The 24739-nt window shown below is 62.6% G+C and carries 23 protein-coding genes; 1 reads left to right on the top strand and 22 read right to left on the bottom strand.

Translation table 11 applies throughout. From position 1 onward, the window contains the following. Positions 1 to 62: 62 nt before the first annotated feature. From rpoS to P0Y58_24120, 8 genes are all read right to left on the bottom strand, one after another. Positions 63 to 1070, bottom strand: a complete 1008-nt coding sequence (gene rpoS / locus P0Y58_24085; protein ID WEK29931.1) for an RNA polymerase sigma factor RpoS — start codon at positions 1068 to 1070, stop codon at positions 63 to 65. A 108-nt stretch (positions 1071 to 1178) separates the two neighbouring features. After that, positions 1179 to 2036, bottom strand: a complete 858-nt coding sequence (locus P0Y58_24090; protein ID WEK29932.1) for a peptidoglycan DD-metalloendopeptidase family protein — start codon at positions 2034 to 2036, stop codon at positions 1179 to 1181. Positions 2037 to 2267: 231 nt separating this feature from the next. Further along, positions 2268 to 2906 carry a protein-L-isoaspartate(D-aspartate) O-methyltransferase gene (locus tag P0Y58_24095; protein ID WEK33390.1) on the bottom strand — a complete coding sequence of 213 codons (639 nt, stop codon included), beginning with the start codon at positions 2904 to 2906 and terminating at the stop codon, positions 2268 to 2270. Between the two features lie 35 nt (positions 2907 to 2941). Next, on the bottom strand, positions 2942 to 3691 hold the full coding sequence (surE, locus tag P0Y58_24100; GenBank protein ID WEK29933.1) for a 5'/3'-nucleotidase SurE: 750 nt from the start codon (positions 3689 to 3691) through the stop codon (positions 2942 to 2944). Then, positions 3679 to 4737 (bottom strand): tRNA pseudouridine(13) synthase TruD, encoded by a 1059-nt coding sequence (gene truD, locus P0Y58_24105; GenBank protein ID WEK29934.1) that lies wholly within the window; start codon positions 4735 to 4737, stop codon positions 3679 to 3681. The genes surE and truD overlap by 13 nt, the downstream gene beginning before the upstream one ends. Further along, positions 4734 to 5207, bottom strand: a complete 474-nt coding sequence (gene ispF, locus P0Y58_24110; protein WEK29935.1) for a 2-C-methyl-D-erythritol 2,4-cyclodiphosphate synthase — start codon at positions 5205 to 5207, stop codon at positions 4734 to 4736. Before ispF ends, truD begins: the two co-directional genes overlap by 4 nt. A gap of 76 nt (positions 5208 to 5283) precedes the next feature. Next, complete coding sequence (gene fghA, locus P0Y58_24115) at positions 5284 to 6138, bottom strand: S-formylglutathione hydrolase (protein ID WEK29936.1); 855 nt, start codon at positions 6136 to 6138, stop codon at positions 5284 to 5286. An 8-nt stretch (positions 6139 to 6146) separates the two neighbouring features. Further along, complete coding sequence (locus P0Y58_24120; GenBank protein WEK29937.1) at positions 6147 to 7259, bottom strand: S-(hydroxymethyl)glutathione dehydrogenase/class III alcohol dehydrogenase; 1113 nt, start codon at positions 7257 to 7259, stop codon at positions 6147 to 6149. A 107-nt stretch (positions 7260 to 7366) separates the two neighbouring features. Here P0Y58_24120 and P0Y58_24125 point away from each other — a divergent pair, with 107 nt between their 5' ends. Continuing rightward, on the top strand, positions 7367 to 8263 hold the full coding sequence (locus P0Y58_24125; GenBank protein WEK29938.1) for a LysR substrate-binding domain-containing protein: 897 nt from the start codon (positions 7367 to 7369) through the stop codon (positions 8261 to 8263). A gap of 258 nt (positions 8264 to 8521) precedes the next feature. On the opposite strand, the gene ispD is transcribed toward P0Y58_24125, so the two are convergent. The 14 genes from ispD to P0Y58_24195 form a co-directional block, all read right to left on the bottom strand. Beyond that, complete coding sequence (gene ispD / locus P0Y58_24130; GenBank protein WEK29939.1) at positions 8522 to 9229, bottom strand: 2-C-methyl-D-erythritol 4-phosphate cytidylyltransferase; 708 nt, start codon at positions 9227 to 9229, stop codon at positions 8522 to 8524. Next, complete coding sequence (ftsB, locus tag P0Y58_24135; GenBank protein WEK29940.1) at positions 9226 to 9507, bottom strand: cell division protein FtsB; 282 nt, start codon at positions 9505 to 9507, stop codon at positions 9226 to 9228. The genes ispD and ftsB overlap by 4 nt, the downstream gene beginning before the upstream one ends. 168 nt (positions 9508 to 9675) lie before the next feature. Continuing rightward, a complete protein-coding gene (gene eno, locus P0Y58_24140) occupies positions 9676 to 10965 on the bottom strand; it encodes a phosphopyruvate hydratase (protein WEK29941.1) in 1290 nt (429 codons plus the stop codon). A 153-nt stretch (positions 10966 to 11118) separates the two neighbouring features. Next, positions 11119 to 11964 (bottom strand): 3-deoxy-8-phosphooctulonate synthase, encoded by an 846-nt coding sequence (kdsA, locus tag P0Y58_24145; protein WEK29942.1) that lies wholly within the window; start codon positions 11962 to 11964, stop codon positions 11119 to 11121. 3 nt (positions 11965 to 11967) lie between these two features. Beyond that, complete coding sequence (locus tag P0Y58_24150) at positions 11968 to 13596, bottom strand: CTP synthase (GenBank protein WEK29943.1); 1629 nt, start codon at positions 13594 to 13596, stop codon at positions 11968 to 11970. Positions 13597 to 13865: 269 nt separating this feature from the next. Next, positions 13866 to 15149 carry a tRNA lysidine(34) synthetase TilS gene (tilS, locus tag P0Y58_24155; GenBank protein WEK29944.1) on the bottom strand — a complete coding sequence of 428 codons (1284 nt, stop codon included), beginning with the start codon at positions 15147 to 15149 and terminating at the stop codon, positions 13866 to 13868. 149 nt (positions 15150 to 15298) lie between these two features. Then, positions 15299 to 16246, bottom strand: coding sequence for an acetyl-CoA carboxylase carboxyltransferase subunit alpha (locus tag P0Y58_24160; protein WEK29945.1), 948 nt, complete (start codon positions 16244 to 16246; stop codon positions 15299 to 15301). A 107-nt stretch (positions 16247 to 16353) separates the two neighbouring features. After that, entirely contained in the window at positions 16354 to 19878 is a 3525-nt protein-coding gene (gene dnaE / locus P0Y58_24165; GenBank protein WEK29946.1) for a DNA polymerase III subunit alpha, read from the bottom strand. A gap of 185 nt (positions 19879 to 20063) precedes the next feature. Continuing rightward, positions 20064 to 20687: a ribonuclease HII gene (gene rnhB / locus P0Y58_24170; GenBank protein WEK29947.1), complete on the bottom strand. Its 624-nt coding sequence runs from the start codon at positions 20685 to 20687 to the stop codon at positions 20064 to 20066. Between the two features lies 1 nt (position 20688). Next, entirely contained in the window at positions 20689 to 21816 is a 1128-nt protein-coding gene (gene lpxB, locus P0Y58_24175; GenBank protein WEK29948.1) for a lipid-A-disaccharide synthase, read from the bottom strand. A gap of 1 nt (position 21817) precedes the next feature. Beyond that, positions 21818 to 22594, bottom strand: a complete 777-nt coding sequence (gene lpxA / locus P0Y58_24180; protein WEK29949.1) for an acyl-ACP--UDP-N-acetylglucosamine O-acyltransferase — start codon at positions 22592 to 22594, stop codon at positions 21818 to 21820. After that, a complete protein-coding gene (gene fabZ, locus P0Y58_24185; protein ID WEK29950.1) occupies positions 22591 to 23031 on the bottom strand; it encodes a 3-hydroxyacyl-ACP dehydratase FabZ in 441 nt (146 codons plus the stop codon). Before fabZ ends, lpxA begins: the two co-directional genes overlap by 4 nt. 114 nt (positions 23032 to 23145) lie before the next feature. Next, positions 23146 to 24201 (bottom strand): UDP-3-O-(3-hydroxymyristoyl)glucosamine N-acyltransferase, encoded by a 1056-nt coding sequence (lpxD, locus tag P0Y58_24190; protein WEK29951.1) that lies wholly within the window; start codon positions 24199 to 24201, stop codon positions 23146 to 23148. 1 nt (position 24202) lies between these two features. After that, positions 24203 to 24706: an OmpH family outer membrane protein gene (locus P0Y58_24195; protein WEK29952.1), complete on the bottom strand. Its 504-nt coding sequence runs from the start codon at positions 24704 to 24706 to the stop codon at positions 24203 to 24205. Positions 24707 to 24739 lie beyond the last annotated feature (33 nt).

Consider the following 24739-nt stretch of genomic DNA (forward strand, 5'->3'; position numbering starts at 1 on the left):
ACTTTACGCCAGACACAAAAACGCCCCGAGGTTATCGGGGCGTTTTGTGTGACAGGCGTTCGCTACTGGAACAACGACTCGCTCGACAAGCCGTTCTTCTCAAGGATCTCGCGCAGACGCTTAAGGCCCTCCACCTGGATCTGCCGCACCCGCTCCCGGGTCAGGCCAATCTCCAGGCCAACATCTTCGAGGGTGCTGCTTTCATGCCCACGCAGGCCAAAGCGACGCACCACCACTTCCCGCTGCTTGTCGGTCAGCTCGCCCAGCCACTGGTCGATGCTCTGCGACAGGTCGTCATCCTGCAGCAGCTCGCAGGGGTCGGTCGGGCGGTCATCGGTCAGGGTGTCGAGCAGGGTCTTATCCGAATCCGGGCCAAGCGACACATCCACCGAAGACACCCGCTCGTTCAAGCCCAGCATGCGCTTGACCTCGGCGACGGGTTTTTCCAGCAGCGTGGCGATTTCTTCTGGCGAGGGTTCGTGGTCGAGTTTCTGGGTCAGCTCGCGAGCGGCGCGCAGGTAGACGTTCAGTTCCTTGACCACGTGGATCGGCAGGCGGATGGTGCGGGTCTGGTTCATGATCGCCCGTTCGATGGTCTGGCGAATCCACCAGGTCGCATAGGTCGAAAAACGGAAACCACGCTCCGGGTCGAACTTCTCGACCGCACGGATCAGCCCCAGATTGCCCTCCTCGATCAGGTCGAGCAGCGACAGGCCGCGGTTCACGTAACGACGGGCAATTTTTACAACAAGGCGCAGGTTACTTTCGATCATGCGCTTGCGGCCGGCGGGATCGCCCTTTTGCGACAGGCGCGCAAAGTGCACTTCCTCTTCCGGCGAGAGCAGCGGCGAGAAGCCGATCTCGTTGAGGTACAACTGGGTGGCATCGAGCGCCCGGGTGTAATCGATATACTTGTGTTGCTTGAGCGAAGAGCCCGACTTGGCCCTCGTCCGAACCGAAGATACAGCAGGTTCGTCTGACACCACATCCGTTTCCAAAACGATACCCGTCTCCATCAGGAGGACGTCATCGTCGATGTCAAACTCCGGCACTTCTTTACTGAGAGCCATTGTTATAGTCCTTTGCTGAGTTCGAACTCAGACTCGAGCGGCACCTGTATCCCTGGCAGCGCTGGAGCCTGTCCCCTCTACATCAGAGGAACAGGCCGGGTACAACGATCAACGGCGTGGCAGGAACTGGAGTGGATCGACGGGTTTGCCCTGGCGGCGAATCTCGAAATGCAGCTTCACCCGATCAGTGCCCGTAGACCCCATTTCAGCAATCGACTGCCCTGCCTTGACCTGCTGCCCCTCCCGAACCAACAGCCTGCGGTTATGACCGTAGGCACTGACATAGGTATCGCTGTGTTTGATGATGATCAGCTCGCCGTAGCCCCTCAAACCACTCCCGGCGTAAACCACCGCACCATCAGACGCAGCAAAAACAGGCTGTCCCAAATCACCGGCGATATCAATGCCTTTATTCAAACTACCGTTTGAAGCAAATTTTCCAATCAGCACGCCGTTGGCAGGCCAGGTCCAGCCGCCTACCGCGCGCTCCGCAGCGGGCACGGTGGCAACCACCGGCGCGCTGGTGGAAGAGACCGGCGTGGCCGGTTTGCTGGTGCTGGAAGGCGACGTGGGCGTGCTCCCCACAGGCCGCCGCGTGACCGTGGTGCGGCTCGACGAGGACGGGCTGGACACGACCGTGGTACTGCTGCTTGAACCACTGCTGAAACGAATCGCCTGGCCCGGGCGGATGGTATAAGGCGCCGGGATGCCATTGCGTGCGGCCAGTTCCTTGTAGTCCCAGCCATAGCGGAAGGCGATGGAGAACAGTGTGTCACCAGGCTTGACGACGTACTGCCCGGACGTGACCGCCGGGCGCTTGGGCACGGTGTTGTTGCGGTCGACCACCCGCGCGCTGGTACTGCTGGTGCTCGAGCAACCCACCAGTAGCGTGCCCATGGCCAGTGCAATCACCAGAAGCTTGAAACCCGACCCGTCCTTGCGCTGCCGAATGACTGTGTGACCCACCCGCGCTCCCCTCATGGTGCCGAAATCTATATGAAGACAAGAAATGCAATATTATTGCAATTATAACCAAGCCGGCCGGTATTGGCAGGCTGATGCAAAAGGCTGTTGCAAAGCCGCGCTGTGCGCTAGCGCTTCGCTCCGCCAGATAGACAGGGCGAAGCTGCAAGAATTCGCCAACGGCGCAAAAATACCGGCCGGCTCACACCGGCAGCGCCCAGCCCGCTGCAGCGCTCAGGCCAGCGGACCATTGAGCAACGGTACGAAGCGCACGGCGCCCAGCACACGGCGTGAGAAACCATGCTCCTCGCGCACGATCAGCATCAGTTGCTGGGCTTCGCCGGCCGGCCCCACCGGGATCACCATGCGGCCACCGGGTGCCAGCTGGTCAAGCAGTGCCTGGGGCACTTCCGGCGCCACCGCCGTGACGATGATGCCGTTGTACGGCGCCAGCGCCGGCCAGCCTTCGCAACCATCGCCCCAGCGGAACACCACGTTGCGCAGGTTAAGCTCCACCAGGCGCTCTTTGGCCCGGTCCTGCAGCACCTTGATACGCTCCACCGAGAATACCCGCTCCACCAGCTGGGCCAGGATCGCCGTCTGGTATCCCGAGCCAGTGCCGATCTCCAGCACCTTGTCCAGCGGACCGGCCTCAAGCAGCAGCTCACTCATGTGGGCAACCATGAATGGCTGGGAGATGGTCTGGTTGTGGCCGATCGGCAGCGCGGTGTCTTCGTAGGCACGATGCGCCAGTGCCTCGTCGACGAACAGGTGGCGCGGGGTACGACGAATTACGTCGAGCACCTTGGTGTTCGACACACCCTCTTCGCACAGGCGCTGGATCAGCCGCTCCCGGGTACGCTGGGAGGTCATGCCGATGCCACGCCGCAGCATATCGTCCTCGCGCATCAGAGCAGGCCCTCCAGCCAACCGTCGAGCTGCTCGAAGGCATCATTGAAGGTGCGGTCGAGCTGCAAAGGGGTTATCGACACGTAACCTTGCATCACGGCGTGGAAGTCAGTACCCGGGCCGCCGTCCTCGGCATCGCCGGCCACTGCGATCCAGTAGCCTTCCTTGCCGCGCGGGTTGACCACCTTGGTCGGCGCCGCCGCCCGCGCCCGGTGACCGAGGCGGGTAAGCTGGATGCCACGGATGTGCTCCAGCGGCAGGTTGGGGATGTTGACGTTGAGTACGGTGCGTGGCGGCAACTCCAGACGCGACTGTGCCTCGACCAGGCGACGGGCGATGTAGGCCGCCGTCGGCAGGTTGTCCGGCAGCCGCGACACCAGCGAAAACGCCAGCGACGTGCCACCGAGGAAGCGGCCTTCCAGCGCGGCTGCGACGGTGCCTGAATACAACACGTCGTCGCCCAGGTTGGCACCGAGGTTGATCCCCGATACGACCATGTCCGGCGTGTGCGGCAACAGCCCGTTGAGCCCCAGGTGCACGCAGTCGGTCGGCGTGCCATTGAGGCTGATGAAACCGTTGGCCAAGGTCTGCGGGTGCAGCGGCCGGTCCAGCGTCAGCGAACTGCCGGCGCCGCTCTTGTCTTGATCCGGGGCGATCACCGCACACTCGGCGTAGTCCGCCAGCGCAGCATGCAGCGCGGCGATACCGGGTGCGGTGACACCGTCGTCGTTCGAAATCAGAATACGCATGGGCTGTCCGTCTGCCCTGCCGACACCAGATCCACGACCTCGCGCACCACCACGGTGGCGAAGCATCCGGCCGGCAGGACGAATTCCAGTTGCAGGATATCAGGCTCGGGATAATGCCATGTCAGGCCGCCAATAGGGAGCCGCAAAATACGCCGTTCGTGATCCATGCCCGCCTGGGCCAACCACTGGCAAAGTGCCGGCTGCTGCGCACCGACAGCATTTTCCAGCTGCGCGGTGTCGCCGCTGGCAGGCGAACCTCCCTCGCCCCACATCGGGCCTGTCGGGTGCAGGTCGAGAATTGCCAGGCGCGGGTCGGCGCATTCCGCCTCGCCGGCAGGGAAGAAGCTGCGCTTGTCAGTAAACGCCAACAGGTCGCCGACCTGGGCCTGCTCCCAGCTACCTTCGGCGACACGTGCAGCCAGCACCTGGTTGAACAGGTAGCTGCGCCCGGCCGAAAGCAGCCGCGAACGCACGTTGCGCTGCTCGGGCAACGCCTTGCGCGCGGCCCAGTCGAGGGCGTCATGGACGTTGCCGCCGGCGTGGCCGAAGCGCTGACTGCCGAAATAGTTGGGCACACCGTGCTGCTTGAGTTGTGCCAGGCGCGCATCCACGGCCTGGTGATCAGCCGCCAGGGCCGTCAGGCGCAGGGTGAAGCCGTTGGCCGAATGCGCGCCACGCTGCAGCTTGCGCTGGTGGCGCACCTGCTTGAGCACGCGCAGGCTGGCATCTTCAGCGCGCGACAGGTCCGGGTCGGCTTTGCCCGGCAGATGCAGGCTGAACCACTGGCGAGTCAAGGCCTGGCGGTCCTTGAGGCCAGCGTAGCTGATCGAGCGCACCGGCACACCTGCGGCGCGCGCCAGGCGGCGGGCGGCCTCTTCGGTGTTCAGGTCACGCTTTTCGACCCACAGCCACAGGTGCTCTCCCTGGCCGGACAGCGGAATGTCCAGCACTTCGTCGACCTGGAAGTCTTCAGCCACCGCCTTCAGGACGGCGGTGCCCAAGGGTTCGCCCGATGCACGCGGGCCCAGCAGTTCCAGTTCGGTCATGCTGGCAGCAGCAGGGCGACCGAATGCACGGCAATCCCCTCCTCACGGCCACAGAAGCCCAGTTTTTCGGTAGTGGTAGCCTTGACGTTGACCTGGTCGAGTTCGACCTGCAGGTCCTCGGCGATCAGCTGGCGCATGGTGTCGATGTGCGGGGCCATCTTCGGCGCCTGGGCGACGATGGTGGCGTCGACATTGCCGACCTTCCAGCCCTTGGCCTTGACGATACCGACCACATGGCGCAGCAGCACACGGCTGTCGGCACCCTTGAACTGTGGGTCGGTGTCGGGGAAGTGCTTGCCGATGTCGCCCAGTGCCGCGGCGCCCAGCAAGGCATCGCTCAGGGCGTGCAGCAGCACGTCGCCGTCAGAATGGGCCAGCAGGCCGTATTTGTGGGGGATACGCACCCCGCCCAGGGTAATGAAATCACCGTCGCAGAAACGGTGCACATCGTAGCCGTGGCCAATACGCATAGAAAAACGCCCTGAATGAGTCAGGGCGTGATTCTACCTGCTTTGCAGCGGGTTTGGCGGCTTTTGGACCAGGCTGTTACACCCGCCGCAGTGCCACCGCATGATGGCGCAGGTGCTCTTCGATGAAGCTGGCAATGAAGTAGTAGCTATGGTCATAGCCCGGCTGCAGACGCAGGGTCATTGCATGCCCCCCTTTGCGTGCCGCCTGCTCCAGCGCTTCAGGCTTGAGCTGCTTTTCAAGGAAGTCGTCACGGTCGCCCTGGTCCACCAGCAACGGCGGGCATTCGCCGGCAGGCGTTTCAGCCAGCAGCACGCTGGCATCCCACTCGCGCCAACGCGCGCGGTCGTCACCCAGGTAGCGGCTGAAGGCCTTCTCGCCCCACGGGCAATCCATCGGGTTGCTGATCGGCGAGAACGCCGATACCGAACGGTAGCGCCCCGGGTTGCGCAAAGCGCACACCAACGCGCCATGCCCACCCATGGAGTGGCCACTGATGCTGCGCTCGCCCGACGCCGGGAAGTGCGCCTCGATCAGCGCCGGCAACTCCTCCACCACGTAGTCGTGCATGCGGTAATGCTGGGCCCAGGGTTGCTGGGTGGCGTTGAGGTAGAAGCCCGCCCCCAGCCCGAAGTCCCAGGCACCGTCCGGGTCGCCCGGAACCTGCTCGCCACGCGGGCTGGTGTCGGGGGCAACGATGATCAACCCAAGCTCCGCAGCCATGCGCTGGGCGCCGGCCTTCTGCATGAAGTTCTCGTCGGTGCAGGTGAGGCCGCTCAGCCAGTACAGCACCGGCAGCTTCTCGCCCTGCTCGGCCTGCGGTGGCAGGTACACGGCGAACACCATGTCGCAACCCAGCACCTTGGAGTGATGCCGGTAACGCTTGTGCCAGCCGCCGAAGCTCTTCTGGCAGGAGATGTTATCCAGGCTCATGGCTTACCTCAGAAGTGGATCACGCTGCGGATGCTCTTGCCTTCATGCATCAGGTCAAAGGCTTTGTTGATGTCCTCCAGGCCCATGGTATGGGTGATGAAGGTATCCAGCGGGATCTCACCTTTTTCGGCCATTTCCACGTAGCTTGGCAGCTCGGTACGGCCACGCACGCCGCCAAACGCCGAGCCACGCCAGACGCGGCCGGTAACCAGCTGGAACGGACGGGTGGCGATTTCCTGGCCGGCACCGGCTACGCCGATGATGACCGACTCGCCCCAACCCTTGTGGCAGCATTCCAGCGCAGCACGCATCAGTTGCACGTTACCAATGCACTCGAAGGAGAAGTCCACGCCGCCGTCGGTGAGGTCGACGATCACTTCCTGGATCGGGCGATCGTAGTCTTTCGGGTTGATGCAGTCGGTGGCACCCAGCTGGCGGGCGATCTCGAACTTGGCCGGGTTGATGTCGATGGCGATGATACGCGAGGCCTTGGCCTTGACCGCACCGATCACCGCCGACAGGCCGATGCCACCCAGGCCGAAGATGGCCACGGTGTCACCCGGCTTGACCTTGGCGGTGTTGAGTACCGCGCCAATACCCGTGGTGACGCCACAGCCCAGCAGGCAGACCTTTTCCAGTGGTGCTTCTTTCTGGATCTTGGCCACGGAAATTTCCGGCAGCACGGTGTACTCGGAGAAGGTCGAGGTACCCATGTAATGGAACAGCTGCTGGCCCTTGTAGGAGAAGCGCGTGGTGCCGTCTGGCATCAGGCCCTTGCCTTGGGTAGCGCGAATGGCCTGGCACAGGTTGGTCTTGCCCGACAGGCAGAATTTGCACTTGCCGCATTCCGGGGTGTACAGCGGGATCACGTGATCGCCCACGGCAACCGAAGTCACGCCCTCGCCTACCGCTTCGACGATTGCCCCGCCTTCGTGGCCGAGGATCGACGGGAAGATGCCTTCCGGGTCGGCGCCCGACAGGGTGTAGGCGTCGGTGTGGCAGACACCACTGGCGACCACGCGCAGCAGCACTTCGCCGGCCTTGGGCATGGCCACGTCGACCTCGACGATTTCCAGGGGTTTCTTGGCTTCGAAGGCTACAGCAGCACGGGACTTGATCATCAAAGGTCTCCAGACAGAGGGTCGATTCAGTCTCACAGTGTAATTCACCTGTTTTTGATGAATAATCCGGCCAAAGACAAAACATTATTGCCCCACAGGGATAATCCATGACCAGCCGCTGGGAAGGTATCGACGAATTCGTCGCCGTGGCCGAATCCGGCCAGTTCACGGCAGCCGCCGAACGCCTGGGGGTTTCTTCGTCGCACATCAGCCGCCAGATCGCCCGGCTGGAAGAGCGCCTGCAGACGCGCCTGCTGTACCGCAGCACCCGCCGGGTAACCCTGAGTGAGGCCGGGCAGACCTTTCTGCAGCATTGCCAGCGCCTGCAGGACGGCCGCGAGGAAGCCCTGCGCGCCATGGGCGATCTGGCCAGCGAACCGAAAGGGTTGCTGCGCATGACCTGCGCGGTCGCCTACGGCGAGCGCTTCATCGTGCCACTGGTGACACGGTTCATGGCGCTTTACCCGCAGCTGCGGGTGGACGTAGAACTCAGCAACCACACCCTCGACCTGCTGCATGAAGGCATGGACCTGGCTATCCGCCTGGGCCGGCTGGCCGACTCCCGGCTGGTGGCCGCGCGCCTGGCGCCGCGACGCATGTACCTGTGCGCGTCACCTGCCTACCTGGAACGGTATGGCCGGCCACACAGCCTGTCGGAACTGGCACGGCACAATTGCCTGGTGGGCAGTTCGGACTTGTGGGCACTGCAGCAGGACGGCCGCGAGATCAGCCAGCGGATTCAGGGCAACTGGCGCTGCAACAGCGGGCAGGCAGTGCTGGACGCGGCGCTGCAAGGGATAGGGTTGTGCCAGTTGCCGGATTATTACGTGCTGGAGCACCTGAACAGTGGTGCGCTGGTGTCTTTGCTGGAAGCGCACCAGCCGCCGAACACGGCGGTGTGGGCGCTTTATCCGCAGCAGCGGCATTTGTCGCCGAAGGTGCGGCGCCTGGTGGATTACCTGAAGGAAGGGTTGGCGGGGTTGCCGGAGTATCGTTTCGGCTGAAGGGATATGTTGCCTGTACCGGCCTCTTCGCGGGCTCGCCCGCTCCCACAGGTACGGCGCCAGCCTGAAGGTATGCGCATTACCTGTGGGAGGGTTCGCGGGGTTGCCGGAATATCGTTTCGGCTGAAGGGATATGTTGACTGTACCGGCCTCTTCGCGGGCTCGCCCGCTCCCACAGGTACGGCGCCAGCCTGAAGGTATGCGCATTACCTGTGGGAGCGGGCATGCCCGCGAAGAAGCCAACACCGGTCTGAACCTTCAGCGCCGCCCGGCCCAGCGCTGGCGCAACCATTCCAGGTCTTCCGGCCGGGTCACCTTGATGTTGTCACTGCGCCCTTCCACCAGCCGCGGCGCCTGGCCGGACCACTCGATGGCAGAAGCCTCATCGGTCACCACCACATCCGACACCAGGCACTCGGCCAGTGCCCGGTGCAACGCCCCAAGGCGGAACATCTGCGGTGTATACGCCTGCCAGATTGTGCTGCGATCTACAGTAGCACTCACCCGACCATTGCTGTCGGCACGCTTGAGGGTGTCGCGCGCCGGCACCGCCAGCAGGCCACCCACCGGGTCGTCTGCCAGCTCCGACAACAACTTGTCCAGATCGGTGCGTGCAAGGTTCGGCCGCGCGGCATCGTGCACCAGCACCCAGTCGTTGTCCGAGGCCCCCTGGGCATGCAACAACAGTAAAGCGTTGAGCACCGAGTCGGCCCGCTCACGCCCACCCGCCGCGCGCTGTATGCGCGAGTCGCTTGCGCAACGCAGGGCCGGCCAGTACGGGTCATCTTCGGCGATGCTGACCACCACGCCGTTGAGCGCCGGGTGGCCAAGAAAACAGTCGAGGCTGTGCTCGAGCAGGGTCTGCCCGGCCAGCTCCAGGTATTGCTTGGGGCGGTCGGCAGCCATGCGGGCACCAACGCCCGCAGCAGGAATCACGGCCCAGAAGGCCGGTAAGGTATCGATCATTTCTGTGGCAACTGGAAGAGGGTTTCGCCCTCTTTGACCATCCCCAATTCATGGCGAGCGCGTTCTTCAACGGTCTCCATGCCTTTTTTCAGCTCCAGCACTTCGGCATCGAGCACACGGTTACGCTCAAGCAAGCGCTCGTTCTCGGCATGCTGCTCGGCGATCTGCTGCTTCAGCTCGGTCACTTGCGCCAGGCTGCCGTTACCCACCCACAGGCGGTACTGCAGGCCACCCAGCAGCAGGAGCAGGACGAGGAACAACCAATAAGGACTGCGCATCTAGGTATCCAGGTTAAAAAGACCGCCGCACACTATGCATTTCGGGGTCTCGAATAGCACAAAGCCTGGCCGAGGCCAGGCTTCGTAGACAGAAACCCGTTGGAACGCAGTAAAGTTCAGTACGAACGTTCCTACAGCTCCGGCTGCTGTCTTTTTACCATCTCTTGCTTAGCCGCGAAACTCGGTACGACCACGGTAAACCGCTTTGGCACCCAGTTGCTCTTCGATGCGCAGCAGTTGGTTGTACTTGGAAACGCGGTCGGAACGGCACAGCGAACCAGTCTTGATCTGACCGGCAGCGGTACCCACGGCCAGGTCGGCGATGGTCGAATCTTCGGTTTCACCGGAACGGTGCGAGATCACTGCGGTGTAGCCGGCAGCCTTGGCCATCTGGATGGCTTCCAGGGTTTCGGTCAGCGAGCCGATCTGGTTGAACTTGATCAGGATCGAGTTACCGATGCCCTTCTCGATGCCTTCCTTCAAGATCTTGGTGTTGGTCACGAACAGGTCGTCGCCAACCAGCTGTACCTTTTCGCCGATCTTGTCGGTGAGGATTTTCCAGCCAGCCCAGTCGGACTCGTCCAGGCCGTCTTCGATCGAGATGATCGGGAAGCGCTCGGTCAGGCCTTTCAGGTAGTCGGCGAAGCCTTCTGCGTCAAACGACTTGCCTTCGCCAGACAGGTTGTACTTGCCGTCTTCGTAGAACTCCGAAGCAGCACAGTCCAGGGCCAGAGTCACGTCGGTGCCCAACTTGTAGCCGGCATTTGCAACGGCTTCGGCGATGGCGCTCAGGGCGTCTTCGTTGGAAGCCAGGTTAGGCGCGAAGCCACCTTCGTCACCCACGGCGGTGTTCAGGCCACGGGCCTTGAGCACGGCTTTGAGGTGATGGAAGATTTCGGTGCCCATGCGCAGGCCGTCGGAGAAGGTCTTGGCGCCAACCGGCTGAACCATGAACTCCTGGATGTCGACGTTGTTGTCGGCGTGCTCGCCACCGTTGATGATGTTCATCATCGGGACCGGCATCGAGTACTGGCCCGGGGTGCCGTTCAGGTTGGCGATGTGCGCGTACAGCGGCAGGTCCTGGTCCTGGGCGGCGGCCTTGGCAGCAGCCAGAGAGACGGCCAGGATGGCGTTGGCGCCCAGCTTGGCCTTGTTCTCGGTACCGTCCAGGTTGATCATGGCGTGGTCCAGGGCCTTCTGGTCGGAAGGGTCCTTACCCAGCAGCAGCTCACGGATCGGGCCGTTGATGTTGCCGACGGCTTTCAGCACGCCCTTGCCCATGTAACGGCTCTTGTCGCCATCACGCAGCTCCAGCGCTTCGCGCGAGCCGGTGGAAGCACCGGACGGCGCGCAAGCGCTGCCGATGATGCCGTTGTCGAGCAGTACATCGGCTTCCACGGTGGGGTTGCCACGCGAATCGAGAACTTCACGACCTTTGATGTCGACGATTTTTGCCATTGTTGTAAGCACTCCAGAATTGACGAAAACAAAGCAGCTTAGAAAATTCTTGCCGTTCACCGGGCGAATTTGCGTTGGGCAGGCCGGGTGAAGGGAGCCCCTGACCGGCTGGTCAGGGGAGGATCGGGCGGTACTTTACCCGAGAAATGAGCTTTACGCGGTTTCTACCGTCGGAAAACTTTTCACCAGATCGTCCAGTTGCTTGAGCTGGGCCAGAAACGGCTCCAGTTTGTCCAGGCGCAGAGCGCATGGACCATCGCATTTGGCGTTGTCCGGATCGGGGTGAGCTTCGAGGAACAGGCCAGCCAAACCCTGGCTCATCCCGGCCTTCGCCAGGTCGGTGACCTGGGCACGGCGGCCACCGGCGGAATCGCTGCGACCACCCGGCATCTGCAGGGCGTGGGTCACGTCGAAGAACACCGGATATTCGAACTGCTTCATGATGCCGAAGCCGAGCATGTCCACCACCAGGTTGTTGTAGCCGAAGCTAGAACCACGCTCGCAGAGGATCAACTGGTCATTACCGGCCTCTTCGCACTTGGCCAGGATGTGTTTCATTTCCTGAGGTGCGAGGAACTGGGCCTTCTTGATGTTGATGACCGCATTGGTCTTGGCCATGGCCACCACCAGGTCGGTCTGCCGAGACAGGAAGGCCGGCAGCTGGATGATGTCGCACACCTTGGCGACGGGCTCGGCCTGGTCAGGCTCGTGCACGTCGGTGATCACCGGCACGTTGAAGGTGCGCTTGATCTCTTCGAAGATCTTCAGCCCTTCTTCCATGCCCGGGCCACGGTAAGACGTTACCGACGAACGGTTGGCCTTGTCGAAGCTGGCCTTGAACACGTACGGGATACCGAGCTTCTCGGTCACCCGTACGTACTCTTCGCAGACCTTCATTGCCAGGTCACGGGACTCCAGAACGTTCATGCCGCCGAACAGGACGAACGGCTTGTCGTTGGCGATCTCGATGTTACCGACGCGAATGATCTTCTGGGTCATTGATCAGGCCTTGTTCTTCTGAGCCAGGGCTGCCTTGACGAAGCCGCTGAACAGCGGGTGGCCGTCACGCGGAGTCGAGGTGAATTCCGGGTGGAACTGGCAGGCGACGAACCATGGGTGGTCCTTGGACTCGACCACTTCAACCAGCGCGCCGTCTTCGGAACGGCCGGAAACCACCAGGCCAGCGTCGACCAGTTGCGGCAGCAGGTTGTTGTTCACTTCGTAGCGGTGACGGTGACGCTCGGTGATCACGTCCTTGTTATAGCAGTCGTGCACCTTGGAACCGGCAGCCAGCTGGCAGTCCTGTGCGCCCAGGCGCATTGTGCCACCCAGGTCGGAAGCCTCGGTACGGGTCTCGACGGCACCGGTGGCATCAGCCCACTCGGTGATCAGGCCGACCACCGGGTGGCCGCTGTTGCGGTCGAACTCGGTGGAGTTGGCGTCTTTCCAGCCCATCACGTTACGGGCGAACTCGATCACGGCAACCTGCATGCCCAGGCAGATGCCCAGGTACGGTACCTTGTTCTCACGGGCGTACTGCACCGCGGTGATCTTGCCTTCCACACCACGCAGGCCGAAACCGCCCGGTACCAGAATGGCGTCAGCGCCTTCGAGCAGGCTGGTGCCCTGGTTCTCGATATCTTCAGAGTCGATGTAGCGCAGGTTGACCTTGGTACGGTTGCTGATGCCGGCATGGCTCATCGCTTCGATCAGCGACTTGTAGGCATCCAGCAGCTCCATGTACTTGCCGACCATGGCGATGGTCACTTCCTGCTCAGGGTTGAGCTTGGCATCGACCACGGCGTCCCATTCGGACAGGTCAGCAGTGTCGCACTGCAGGCCGAAGCGCTCGACGACAAAATCATCCAGGCCTTGCGAATGCAGGATGCCCGGGATCTTGTAGATGGTATCGGCGTCTTCCAGCGCGATCACGGCACGTTCTTCAACGTTGGTGAACTGGGCAATCTTGCGGCGCGAAGAGCTGTCGATCGGGTGATCGGAGCGGCACACCAGTACATCAGGCTGCAAACCGATGGAGCGCAGTTCCTTGACCGAGTGCTGAGTCGGCTTGGTCTTGGTCTCGCCTGCGGTGGCGATGTAAGGCACCAGCGTCAGGTGCATCAGCATGGCGCGCTTGGCACCCACTTCGAAACGCAGCTGGCGAATGGCCTCAAGGAACGGTTGCGACTCGATGTCACCTACCGTGCCACCAATTTCGACCATCGCCACGTCAGCGTCGCCAGCACCCTTGATGATGCGGCGCTTGATTTCGTCGGTGATGTGCGGGATGACCTGGATTGTCGCGCCCAGGTAGTCACCACGGCGCTCCTTGCGCAACACGTGCTCGTATACACGGCCAGTGGTGAAGTTGTTGTTCTGGGTCATCGTGGTGCGGATGAACCGCTCGTAGTGGCCCAGGTCGAGGTCAGTCTCGGCGCCATCGTGGGTGACGAACACTTCACCGTGCTGGAACGGGCTCATGGTGCCCGGATCGACGTTGATGTACGGATCCAGCTTGAGCATGGTGACCTTCAGGCCCCGCGCTTCCAGGATGGCCGCCAGGGAAGCCGAGGCAATGCCTTTCCCCAATGAAGAAACAACACCGCCCGTGACGAATATGTAGCGCGTCATGAAAAACCCTAGAAGTCTGCGTTAAGGCGGCCAGCGCCGCCGGAGAAAGCGAAGGAAGGCCGAAGCCCCCGATCACCTGCGTCAATCACAGTGCATCTCGAAAAACTGCCGCGTCTGTACAGACCAGGGGTATCCCCGGCATGGAGCTCGCTCGTCATTTCCAGAATCAGCTCAGCAAAAAACTGCTTGGTAATCGGCAACCGCTGTGTTTCCGAGGAACGCACAGAAGTTGTATCAAGAAGGGAGGGTAGTCTACCGGAATGTACCCTTCAGCTCAAACCTTGCGCGTTCGTCGGAGGCTGCCAGTGAAGCTGGCAATCCGCCTGCCCCAGTTCGGGCAGGTTGGCCACGGCCAGCAGGCGCTCGCCGCCATACAGCAGCGGCAGCCTCGGGCGCACGAAGTGCGGGACTTGCCGTTCATTGAGCAGGCGCTTGAGGTCGCGCTTGCCACGCCCGGGAACATCCAGCACTTCCCCGCCCTGACGGTAGGCAATGCGCAAGCCCGCCAGCGGTGCTGCGCCAACAAGCCGCACACTGCCGTTACGCGGTAGCACCAAGGGCGCATCAGGATCATCCCAGGCCAGATCGCCAGCAGGCTGCTGCAGCCAGTCGCCACTCAACCAGCAGATGCGCCCATGGCTACGCACCAACTGGCCATCGGCATGCCGCCAGAGCGGCTGGGTATCGGCGGCGGCATCGCGCAGGCCCGCCCAGCCTGCCCAGTGCCGGCTGTCGGGTAAGCGGGTGCGCTTGCTCAGCCAGTACTGCAGGGCATTGCGCTGACGCGCCGGGGATAATGCCATCAGGGTAGCCAGGTCGAGGGAATCAAGCCCCGCCCAGGCGACAGGCGCCCCCGCTTGCGCAAGCGCCAAGTCGTCCTGGGCCAGTTCGTCCAGCAGGCCCAGGGCCTCACCCAGGTGCCCAGCGGCGCGGGCGAGGTTCTGGCTGGCCTGTGGCCAACGCTGCTGCAAGCGCGGGAACACTTCGCCGCGCAGGTAATTGCGGGCAAATTGCGTGTCGGTATTTGACGGGTCTTCGATCCATGCCAGCCCTTGGGCCTGGGCATAGTCCTGTAATTGCTGCCGGGCGCACTCCAGTAACGGCCTGACCAGAGTGCCCTGCCCTAACGCCCGTTGCCCCGGCATCGCTGCCAGGCCACGCAGGCCAGCGCCGCGTAACAGGCGGTACAGCAAGGTTTCGGCCTGATCGTCGCGATGCTGGCCAGTGAACAGGACGTCTCCGGGGCCCAGGGCTTTTTTGAACGCGCCATAGCGGGCGTCGCGGGCGGCCTGTTCGAGGCTTGCGCCGGGGGCGACCTGGACGTGGATGACCTGGAGTTCGATGCCGAGGTTGTCGCAGATGGCTTGGCAGTGGGTGGGCCAGGCATCGGCGGCGGTTTGCAGGCCGTGATGGATGTGGATGGCGCGCAGAGGGGGTGAGGCGTGTTTGCGGGCGTAGTCGGCCAGCAGGTGCAGGAGGACGGTGGAGTCGAGGCCGCCGGAGAAGGCGACGTACCAGGTGGGGGCGTTGAGCCAGGGGGTGAGGTTGATCATTGGCTACCTCCCTAGGCTTGAAATTGCCGGGGGCCGCTCTGCGACCCATTCGCGGGGCAAGCCCGCTCCCACATTGTCCGCGTTGACGCTGATCCTTGTGGGAGCGGGCTTGCCCCGCGAATGGGCCGCAGAGCGGCCCCGGCGGCCTATCAGAGGCCGTAGCTCATCAGGCGCTCGTAACGGCGAGCCAGCAGCGCGTCGTTATCGAACTTGCCGAGCATGTCCAGCTGCTGAATCAGGTCGGCACGGATGCTTTCCGACACTTTCACCGGGTCACGATGGGCGCCGCCCAGCGGCTCCTGGATGACCTTGTCGACGATGTTCAGGCTCTTCAGGCGCTCGGCAGTGATGCCCATTGCCTCGGCTGCATCAGCGGCCTTGTCGGCAGTCTTCCACAGGATCGACGCGCAACCTTCCGGCGAGATCACCGAATAGGTGGAGTACTGCAGCATGTTCAGCTGGTCGCACACGCCGATGGCCAGTGCACCGCCGGAACCACCCTCACCGATCACGGTGGCGATGATCGGGGTTTTCAGGCGCGCCATCACACGCAGGTTCCAGGCGATTGCCTCGCTCTGGTTGCGCTCTTCGGCGTCGATGCCCGGGTAGGCGCCCGGGGTGTCGATGAAGGTCAGGATCGGCATCTTGAAGCGCTCGGCCATTTCCATCAGGCGGCACGCCTTGCGGTAGCCTTCAGGGCGCGGCATGCCGAAGTTGCGGCGTACCTTCTCGCGCACTTCACGGCCCTTCTGGTGGCCAATGACCATGACCGCCTTGCCATCCAGGCGCGCGGTACCGCCCACGATGGCAGCGTCGTCGGAGAAATGGCGGTCGCCGTGCAGCTCTTCGAACTCGGTGAAGATGTGTTCCAGGTAGTCCAGGGTGTAAGGACGACGCGGGTGACGTGCCAGGCGCGCGATCTGCCAGCTGGTCAGGTTGCCGAAGATGCTTTCGGTCAGGGTGTTGCTCTTGTCTTGCAGACGGGAAATTTCATCGCTGATGTTCAGCGAGTTGTCGTTGCCTACCAGGCGCAGGCCTTCGATCTTGGCTTGCAGGTCGGCAATCGGCTGTTCGAAATCGAGAAAATTCGGGTTCATAGTCATCCGTCTTGGGTCTACGGCCAGGCGGCCGGCCGGTTGATCCGTTTGGCGCCCTACCTTAAGGGATCAGGCGCATTCAGGTCGAGATTAAATGTTTTGTCGGTTCAACGGTATTGCAGGAAGACGTTCTCACGCCCGAACTGGTCACGCAGCGCCTGAATCAGCCCGTCGGCCGGGTCGATCGACCACTGCTCGCCGAACTGCAGCATGGCCTTGGCGTCGCTACCGGTGTACTCCAGAGTGATCGGGCAAGCACCGCGATGGCGGGTGATCAGCTCGCCCAGCCACTTCAGGCGGTCGCCCTTCAGCGCCTCGTGTGCCACCTTCAGGCGCAGGCTCTCGGCCAGCTTGGTGCGCGCGTCTTCCATGGTCATCACTTGCTTCACCCGCAAGCGCAGGCCACCAGAGAAGTCGTCGTTGCTGACCTCGCCTTCGACAACCACCATGGCATCAGCCTGCAGCAAGGACTGCGCCGCCATGTAGGAGTCGGCAAACAGGGAAGCCTCGATGCGCCCGGAACGGTCATCCAGGGTGACGAAGCCCATCTTGTCGCCCTTTTTGTTTTTCATTACCCGCAGCGCAATGATCATGCCGGCGATGGTCTGAGTCTCGCGCGACGGCTTGAGGTCGATGATGCGCTGGCGGGCGAAGCGGCGGATCTCGGTCTCGTACTCGTCGATCGGGTGGCCGGTGAGGTACAGGCCCAGGGTGTCCTTCTCGCCCTTCAGGCGCTCCTTGAGGGTTAGCTCGCGCACCTTGCGGTGGTTGGCATAGACGTCGACTTCCACCTCGTCGAACATGCTGCCAAACAGGTCGACGTGGCCACTGTCAGCGGTGTGCGCCGCCTGCTCGGCAGCCTTGATGGCTTCAGCCAGCGCCGAGAGCAAGGTGGCACGGTTGATGTCGATGTTGGCCTGGTAGGCCTTGATCTCGTCATGGAAGTGCGGCCCCAGGCGGTCCAGTGCACCACTGCGCACCAGCGCATCCAGGGTGCGCTTGTTGACCCGCTTGAGGTCGATGCGGTCACAGAAGTCGAACAGGTCCTTGAACGGGCCACCTTGGGCACGCGCTTCGACGATCGCTTCTACCGGGCCTTCACCGACGCCCTTGATGGCGCCCAGGCCGTAGACGATACGGCCGTCGTTGTTGACGGTGAACTTGAAGTCGGAGAAGTTCACATCCGGCGCGTCGAGGCGCAGCTTCATGCTGCGCACCTCTTCGACCAGCACCACCACCTTATCGGTGTTGTGCATGTCCGCCGACAACACGGCAGCCATGAACGGCGCCGGGAAGTGGGTTTTCAGCCAGGCCGTCTGGTACGACACCAGGCCATAGGCGGCGGAGTGGGACTTGTTGAAGCCGTAACCCGCAAACTTCTCTACCAGGTCGAAGATGTTACCCGCCAGATCGGCTTCGATATTGTTGGCCACACAGCCTTCGATGAAACCACCGCGCTGCTTGGCCATTTCCTCGGGCTTTTTCTTACCCATCGCACGGCGCAGCATGTCTGCACCGCCAAGGGTATAGCCCGCCATGACCTGGGCAATCTGCATCACCTGTTCCTGGTACAGGATGATGCCGTAGGTCGGCGCCAATACCGGCTTGAGGCCTTCGTACTGGTAGTCGGAGTGCGGGTAGGCCAGCTCGGCGCGGCCGTGCTTGCGGTTGATGAAGTCGTCCACCATGCCCGACTGCAGCGGGCCCGGGCGGAACAGTGCCACCAGTGCGATAAGGTCTTCCAGGCAGTCGGGCTTGAGCTTCTTGATCAGCTCTTTCATGCCGCGCGATTCAAGCTGGAACACCGCGGTGGTTTCGGCCTTCTGCAACAGCTCGTAGGTCTTGCGGTCATCCAGCGGGATGAAGTCGATGTTCAGATCGGGCAGGTTCTTCTTGGCCTGCTCGCGGTTGATGATCTCCATCGCCCACTTGATGATGGTCAGGGTACGCAGGCCGAGGAAGTCGAACTTGACCAGGCCGGCGGCCTCGACGTCGTCCTTGTCGAACTGGGTTACCAGGCCGCCGCCCTCTTCGTCACAGGCGACGGGTGAGAAATCGGTGAGCTTGGTCGGCGCAATAACCACACCACCGGCGTGCTTGCCGGTACCCCGGCACACACCCTCAAGCTTCAGGGCCATGTCCCAGATTTCACGGCCGTCCTCATCGCCCTTGAGGAAGTCGCGCAGGATCTCTTCCTGCTCGTAGGCCTTCTCCAGGGTCATGCCCACTTCGAACGGGATCATCTTCGACAGGCGGTCGGCCAGGCCGTAGGACTTACCCTGCACCCGCGCCACGTCACGCACCACCGCCTTGGCAGCCATGGTGCCGAAGGTGATGATCTGGCTGACCGCATTGCGCCCGTAGGCCTCGGCCACATAGTCGATGACCCGGTCACGGCCGTCCATGCAGAAGTCGACGTCGAAGTCGGGCATGGAAACACGTTCAGGGTTGAGGAAGCGCTCGAACAGCAGGTCGTAGGCCAGCGGGTCGAGGTCGGTGATCTTCAGCACGTACGCCACCAGCGAGCCGGCACCCGAACCCCGGCCCGGACCAACCGGTACGTCGTTGTTCTTGGCCCACTTGATGAAGTCCATAACGATCAGGAAGTAACCGGGGAAGCCCATCTGGATGATGATATCCAGCTCGAACTTCAGGCGGTCCAGGTACACCTGGCGCTTCTCTTCGTAATCGGGCGTGGTCTCTTTCGGCCACAGTACCGCCAGGCGCTCTTCCAGGCCTTCGTGGGACACATGGCGCAGGTAGTCGTCGATGCCCATGCCATTGGGCGTAGGGAAGTCAGGCAGGAAGTGTTTGCCCAACTGCACCTGAATGTTGCAGCGCTTGGCAATCTCGACGGTGTTGGCGATGGCCTCAGGCAGGTCGCTGAACAGCTCGGCCATTTCCTCGGCCGATTTCAGGTACTGCTGGTCACTGTAGCCACGCGGGCGGCGGGGGTCGTCGAGGGTCCAGCCTTCACCGATGCACACGCGGGTTTCGTGGGCGTCGAAGTCTGCCTGCTTGATGAAACGCACGTCGTTGGTGGCCACCAGCGGCGCGCCAAACTTGTCAGCCAGGGCAACGACGGCGTGCACATATTCTTCGTCACGGGCACGGTTTGTACGCTGCACTTCAACGTAGAAGCGTTCAGGGAACATGCCCATCCAGTCTTGCAGCAGCGCCTCGGCTTCATCATCCCGACCAGACAGCAGGGCCATGCCGATGTCGCCTTCCTTGCCTGCGGACAGGGCAATCAGGCCCTCGCTGGCGGGGGCGATCCATTCACGCTGGAGGATGACCAGGCCGTTGCGCTGGCCTTCGGTCCAGCCGCGCGAGATCAACTCGGTGAGGTTGCGGTAACCCTTGGGGTCCATGACCAGGAAGCAGATGCGCGACAATGGCGCTTCCGGATCGGCACCGGCCAGCCACAGGTCGGCGCCGCAGATCGGCTTGATGCCGGCGCCCATGGCGGTCTTGTAGAACTTCACCAGCGAGCACATGTTGCTCTGGTCGGTGATCGCCACCGCCGGCATGTTCATCCCGGCCAGCGTCTTGGCCAGCGGCTTGATCCGCACCAGGCCGTCGACCAGCGAGAATTCGGAGTGGACGCGCAGGTGAACGAAGGGAACCGACATGGAAGATCCTGTAGCAGTGGCGAACGACAAGGGCGGGATTGTAGCGTAACTAGGGGCTTTTTTTGGGGCTGCTTTGCAGCCCTTCGCGGGCATGCCCGCTCCCACAGGTACCGCACCGCTGCGCAGACCGATGATTCCTGTGGGAGCGGGCGTGCCCGCGAAGGGCCGCAACGCGGCCCCCGGGGTCAGATCAGGGAATCGGTGACGCCTTCGCGTGCTTCCCAGGCCGCCCGCACCGGGGCAAAGGAGCGCCGATGAATGGGCGTAGGCCCCAGGCGAGCAAGCGCCTCAAGGTGCACCGGCGTCGGATAACCCTTGTGCCCGCCGATGCCATACCCCGGGTAGATATGCTCGAACGCGCCCATCTCCCGATCACGAGTGACCTTGGCCAGAATCGACGCCGCCGCAATCGCCGGCACCTGGCTATCACCTTTGACCACCGGCGCCGCCGGCACGGCCAGCTTCGGGCAGCGGTTGCCGTCGATCAGGGCAAGCTTGGGCGTAATATGCAGGCCTTCTACCGCACGCTGCATCGCCAGCATGGTGGCCTGCAGGATATTCAGGCGGTCGATTTCGTCGACCTCGGCGCGGGCGATGCAGAAGCTCAAGGCCTTTTCGCAGATCTCGTCGAACAACGCCTCGCGCTTGGCTTCGGTGAGTTTCTTCGAGTCGTTCAGGCCAAGGATCGGCCGCGCCGGGTCGAGGATCACCGCTGCCGTTACCACGGCGCCACACAGCGGGCCACGGCCCACTTCGTCGACGCCGGCGACCAGGTCTTCGACCAGGTTGAAGTCCAGTCCAGTTTGCATGTCAGCGGTCCTTGAGCAAGGCCAGTACCGCCTCAGCCGCCTGGTTGGAGGCGTCACGGCGCAGGGTGCGGTGAATTTCGTCGAAACGTTCGGTCTGCTGGCTGCCGTCGCGCACCAGCGGCGCAAGGGTGTTGGCCAACGCTTCACTGGTAGCGGCATCCTGCAACAGTTCAGGCACCAGTTCGCGCTGGGCCAGCAGGTTCGGCAAGGACACGTATGGGCTCTTGACCAGGCGTTTGAGTATCCAGTAGGTCAAGGGCGCAAGGCGGTAAGCCACCACCATAGGCCGCTTGTACAGCAGCGCTTCAAGCGTGGCTGTGCCCGAGGCGATCAACACCGCATCACAGGCCGCCAGGGCCTCATGTGACTGGCCGTCAAGCAGGGTCAGTGGCAGCTGGCGCCCCTCAAGCATCTGTTCGACCTGGGCACGCCGTGCGGCGTTGGCACAGGGCAGCACGAAGCGCACGCCCGGCACCTGCTGCAGCAGGCGATCGGCGGCGTCGAGGAACAACGCACCCAGGCGCCCTACTTCGCCGCCGCGGCTACCCGGCATCAATGCAACCACCGGCCCCTCGCCCAGGCCCAGCGCAGCACGCGCCGCCGGGCGATCAGCCTCAAGCGGTATGGTGTCGGCCAGCGGGTGACCGACAAAGCGTACCGGAACGCCCTGCTCTTCATAGAACCGCGCCTCGAACGGCAACAGCGTCAGCATCAGGTCGCAGCCTTCGCGAATCTTCAGCACGCGCTTCTGCCGCCAGGCCCAGACCGACGGGCTGACGTAATGCACGGTCTTGATCCCGACCTGACGCAGTTTCAGTTCGATATTGAGGGTGAAGTCAGGGGCGTCGATGCCGATGAAGACATCCGGCTTTTCGTCGATCAGCGTCTGGATAAGCAGCTTGCGGCGTTTGAGCAGCTCGCGCAGGCGCCCCAGCACTTCGACCAGGCCCATGACCGCCAGGCGCTCCATGGGGAAGTACGATTGCAGGCCTTCGGCTTCCATCAAAGGGCCGCCAACACCAATGAAACGCACGTCGGGGTGACGCGCCTTGAGGGCACGCATCAAGCCTGAACCGAGAATATCGCCGCTGGCCTCACCTGCGACCAAGGCTACGCAAAGCGGGGCCATGTCAGCGGGTGATGCCGCGGGCGGAGTTCACGATCGACTGGCGGAACAGTTCGACCTCAGGGTGTTTTGCGGCCATTTCGGCCAGCTCCTTGAGCGCGTCTTCGACGGTCAGGCCCTGACGGTAGACAATCTTGTAGCACCGGCGCAGGACGTGGATCACCTCGTCGCTGAAACCGCGGCGGCGCATGCCTTCAAAGTTCATGCTGCGGGCTTCGGCCGGGCTGCCGAACACGGTGACAAAGGCCGGGACATCCTTGCCGATGGCCGTGCCCATGCCGGAAAACGCGTGGGCACCGATGTGGCAGTACTGATGCACCAGGGTGTAGCCGGACAGGATCGCCCAGTCGCCCACGTGCACATGGCCGGCCAGGGCCGTGTTGTTGACCAGGATGCAGTGGTTGCCGATGACGCTGTCGTGGCCGATGTGGGCATAGGCCATGATCAGGTTGTGGTCGCCCACGGTGGTTTCCGCACGGTCCTGAACGGTGCCGCGGTGGATGGTCACCCCCTCGCGGAACACATTGTGATCGCCGATCACCAGGCGCGTCGGCTCACCCTTGTACTTGAGGTCCGGGGTGTCTTCGCCAATGGAGGAAAACTGATAGATGCGGTTGTGCTTGCCGATGCGGGTCGGTCCTTTGAGCACAACATGTGGGCCGATAACGGTCCCCTCCCCGATTTCCACATCGGGGCCAACGATCGACCAAGGGCCGACCTCGACACCATCGGCCAGTTTGGCCGAAGGATCGATAATGGCCCGAGGATCAATCGAATTCATAGGGAGCGTTCCGCGCATGTGATCTGTGCCGAGCAAACAGGCTTGCCGTCGACCAGGGCGCGGCACTCGAACTTCCAGATCATGCTCTTGCGGCTGAGGAACTTGGCTTCCAGCACCAACTGGTCACCCGGCAGTACCGGCTGACGGAAACGCAGCTTGTCGGAGCCGACGAAGTAGTACAGGGTGCCATCCGCCGGCTTGGCATCAAGCATCTTGAAACCAAGGATGCCGGCCGCCTGGGCCATGGCTTCAATGATCAAGACGCCCGGCATGATCGGGTGCGCCGGGAAATGGCCGTTGAAGAACGGCTCGTTGATGCTGACATTCTTGTAGGCACGAATGCTCTGGGCCTCGAAGTCCAGATCCGTCACCCGGTCCACCAGCAGGAACGGGTAACGGTGAGGCAGGTATTCGCGAATCTCGTTGATGTCCATCATTTCGGGGGGGAAGCCTGTAATAAGAATAGGGAGCGCAGGTGCTGACCACACGCTCCTTTAGCAATCCAAAGAGGAGCCAGCTAGCGACTGTTCACTCTTGCTCAGGGAATGGTATCAGCCTTCTGATGTCGGCAGGCCACCTGAGGTCACGGTATCGACGCGTTTTTCCAGCTGCTGCAGGCGCTTGGCCATGTCATCGAGCTGGCGAATACGCGCGGCGCTTTTGCGCCAGTCAGCCAACGGCTGCATGGCTGTGCCGGATGAATAGGACCCGGGTTCGGTGATCGAACGGGTTACCATGGTCATTCCGGAAACAAATACGTTGTCGCAGATATCAATGTGCCCCACCAGGCCCACGCCGCCGGCCAGCATGCAATGCTTGCCGATGCGGGTACTGCCAGAGATGCCCACGCAAGCGGCCATCGCCGTGTGGTCACCGATATGCACGTTGTGGGCGATCTGGATCTGGTTGTCGAGCTTGACCCCGTCGCCGATCCGCGTGTCGGACAGCGCGCCACGGTCAACGGCAGTATTGACGCCGATTTCAACGTCATCACCAATGGTGACGCCGCCAATCTGGGCGATCTTGCGCCAGATGCCCTTCTCGTTGGCAAAGCCGAAGCCTTCACCGCCGATTACGGCGCCCGACTGGATAACCACACGTTTGCCGATGGTGACGTCGTGATACAACGTAACCCGCGGCGCCAGCCAGCCACCTTCACCTACAACACAACGCGCACCGATGAAGCAATGTGCGCCGATGCTGACGTCAGCCCCGATGCGTGCACCGCTTTCGATGACCGCGAACGGCCCGATGCTGGCGCTGGCGTCCACCTGCGCACCCTCAGCCACCACGGCGCTGGGATGGACTCCCGCCACAGCCTTGGGTTTGGGGTCGAACAGGTGGGAAATACGCGCATACGCCTGGTACGGGTCGGCCACGATCAGGGCATTGCCGGCGAAGCTTTCGGCATCTGCAGCCTTGAGCAGTACCGCAGCCGCCTGGCAGTTATCCAGGTACTTGCGGTACTGCGGGTTGGCGAGGAAGCTCAATTGACCGGGGCCCGCCTCCTGCAAGGTGGCCAGCCCGGTAATCTGCAACGCCTCGGGCCCCTTGAGGGTGGCACCGAGGGCCTCGGCCAGCTGGCCTAGCGTCATGGTCACACTCATATCAACGGGCTTGGTTCATGCGCTCGATGACCTGGCGGGTGATGTCGTACTGAGGTTTGACATCGATGACCGCACCACGCTCGAGGACCAGGTCGAAACCGCCCTTCTTGATGACTTCTTCGACAGCGCCATCCAGCTTCGGCTTCAGTTGCTTGAGCATGTCGCGGTCAGCAACGGCTTTGGCTTCGTTCAGTTCCTTGGACTGGAACTGGAAGTCACGGGCCTTTTGCTTGAACTCGAGCTCCAGGCGCTCACGCTCCTGCTGCTGCATTTTGTCGCCGCCCTTGATCAGGCGGTCCTGGATGCCCTTGGCGCTGCTTTCCAGGCTTTTCAGCTTGGTCAGCTGCGGGCCGAACTTCTTCTCGGCATCAACCGCGTATCGCTTGGCGGCATCCGATTCGAGCAAGGCCATCTGATAGTTCAGCACGGCAACCTTCATTTCGGCGAATGCCGGGGTGGCGACCAGCGCCGCGGCCACTACGGCCAGTTGAGCCAATTTACGCACGATGCACTCCTGGATAAACCGTTGTCATTAAGC

Origin of the sequence: Candidatus Pseudomonas phytovorans, from assembly GCA_029202525.1 — a bacterium.
Lineage (GTDB): Bacteria > Pseudomonadota > Gammaproteobacteria > Pseudomonadales > Pseudomonadaceae > Aquipseudomonas > Aquipseudomonas phytovorans.

Coding starts and splice junctions, on each gene's coding strand:
- rpoS (WEK29931.1), bottom strand. CDS start 1,070: ATGGCTCTCAGTAAAGAAGTGCCGGAGTTTGACATCGACGATGACGTC.
- P0Y58_24095 (WEK33390.1), bottom strand. CDS start 2,906: ATGACCTCCCAGCGTACCCGGGAGCGGCTGATCCAGCGCCTGTGCGAA.
- surE (WEK29933.1), bottom strand. CDS start 3,691: ATGCGTATTCTGATTTCGAACGACGACGGTGTCACCGCACCCGGTATC.
- truD (WEK29934.1), bottom strand. CDS start 4,737: ATGACCGAACTGGAACTGCTGGGCCCGCGTGCATCGGGCGAACCCTTG.
- ispF (WEK29935.1), bottom strand. CDS start 5,207: ATGCGTATTGGCCACGGCTACGATGTGCACCGTTTCTGCGACGGTGAT.
- fghA (WEK29936.1), bottom strand. CDS start 6,138: ATGAGCCTGGATAACATCTCCTGCCAGAAGAGCTTCGGCGGCTGGCAC.
- P0Y58_24120 (WEK29937.1), bottom strand. CDS start 7,259: ATGATCAAGTCCCGTGCTGCTGTAGCCTTCGAAGCCAAGAAACCCCTG.
- P0Y58_24125 (WEK29938.1), top strand. CDS start 7,367: ATGACCAGCCGCTGGGAAGGTATCGACGAATTCGTCGCCGTGGCCGAA.
- ispD (WEK29939.1), bottom strand. CDS start 9,229: ATGATCGATACCTTACCGGCCTTCTGGGCCGTGATTCCTGCTGCGGGC.
- ftsB (WEK29940.1), bottom strand. CDS start 9,507: ATGCGCAGTCCTTATTGGTTGTTCCTCGTCCTGCTCCTGCTGCTGGGT.
- eno (WEK29941.1), bottom strand. CDS start 10,965: ATGGCAAAAATCGTCGACATCAAAGGTCGTGAAGTTCTCGATTCGCGT.
- kdsA (WEK29942.1), bottom strand. CDS start 11,964: ATGACCCAGAAGATCATTCGCGTCGGTAACATCGAGATCGCCAACGAC.
- P0Y58_24150 (WEK29943.1), bottom strand. CDS start 13,596: ATGACGCGCTACATATTCGTCACGGGCGGTGTTGTTTCTTCATTGGGG.
- tilS (WEK29944.1), bottom strand. CDS start 15,149: ATGATCAACCTCACCCCCTGGCTCAACGCCCCCACCTGGTACGTCGCC.
- P0Y58_24160 (WEK29945.1), bottom strand. CDS start 16,246: ATGAACCCGAATTTTCTCGATTTCGAACAGCCGATTGCCGACCTGCAA.
- dnaE (WEK29946.1), bottom strand. CDS start 19,878: ATGTCGGTTCCCTTCGTTCACCTGCGCGTCCACTCCGAATTCTCGCTG.
- rnhB (WEK29947.1), bottom strand. CDS start 20,687: ATGCAAACTGGACTGGACTTCAACCTGGTCGAAGACCTGGTCGCCGGC.
- lpxB (WEK29948.1), bottom strand. CDS start 21,816: ATGGCCCCGCTTTGCGTAGCCTTGGTCGCAGGTGAGGCCAGCGGCGAT.
- lpxA (WEK29949.1), bottom strand. CDS start 22,594: ATGAATTCGATTGATCCTCGGGCCATTATCGATCCTTCGGCCAAACTG.
- fabZ (WEK29950.1), bottom strand. CDS start 23,031: ATGATGGACATCAACGAGATTCGCGAATACCTGCCTCACCGTTACCCG.
- lpxD (WEK29951.1), bottom strand. CDS start 24,201: ATGAGTGTGACCATGACGCTAGGCCAGCTGGCCGAGGCCCTCGGTGCC.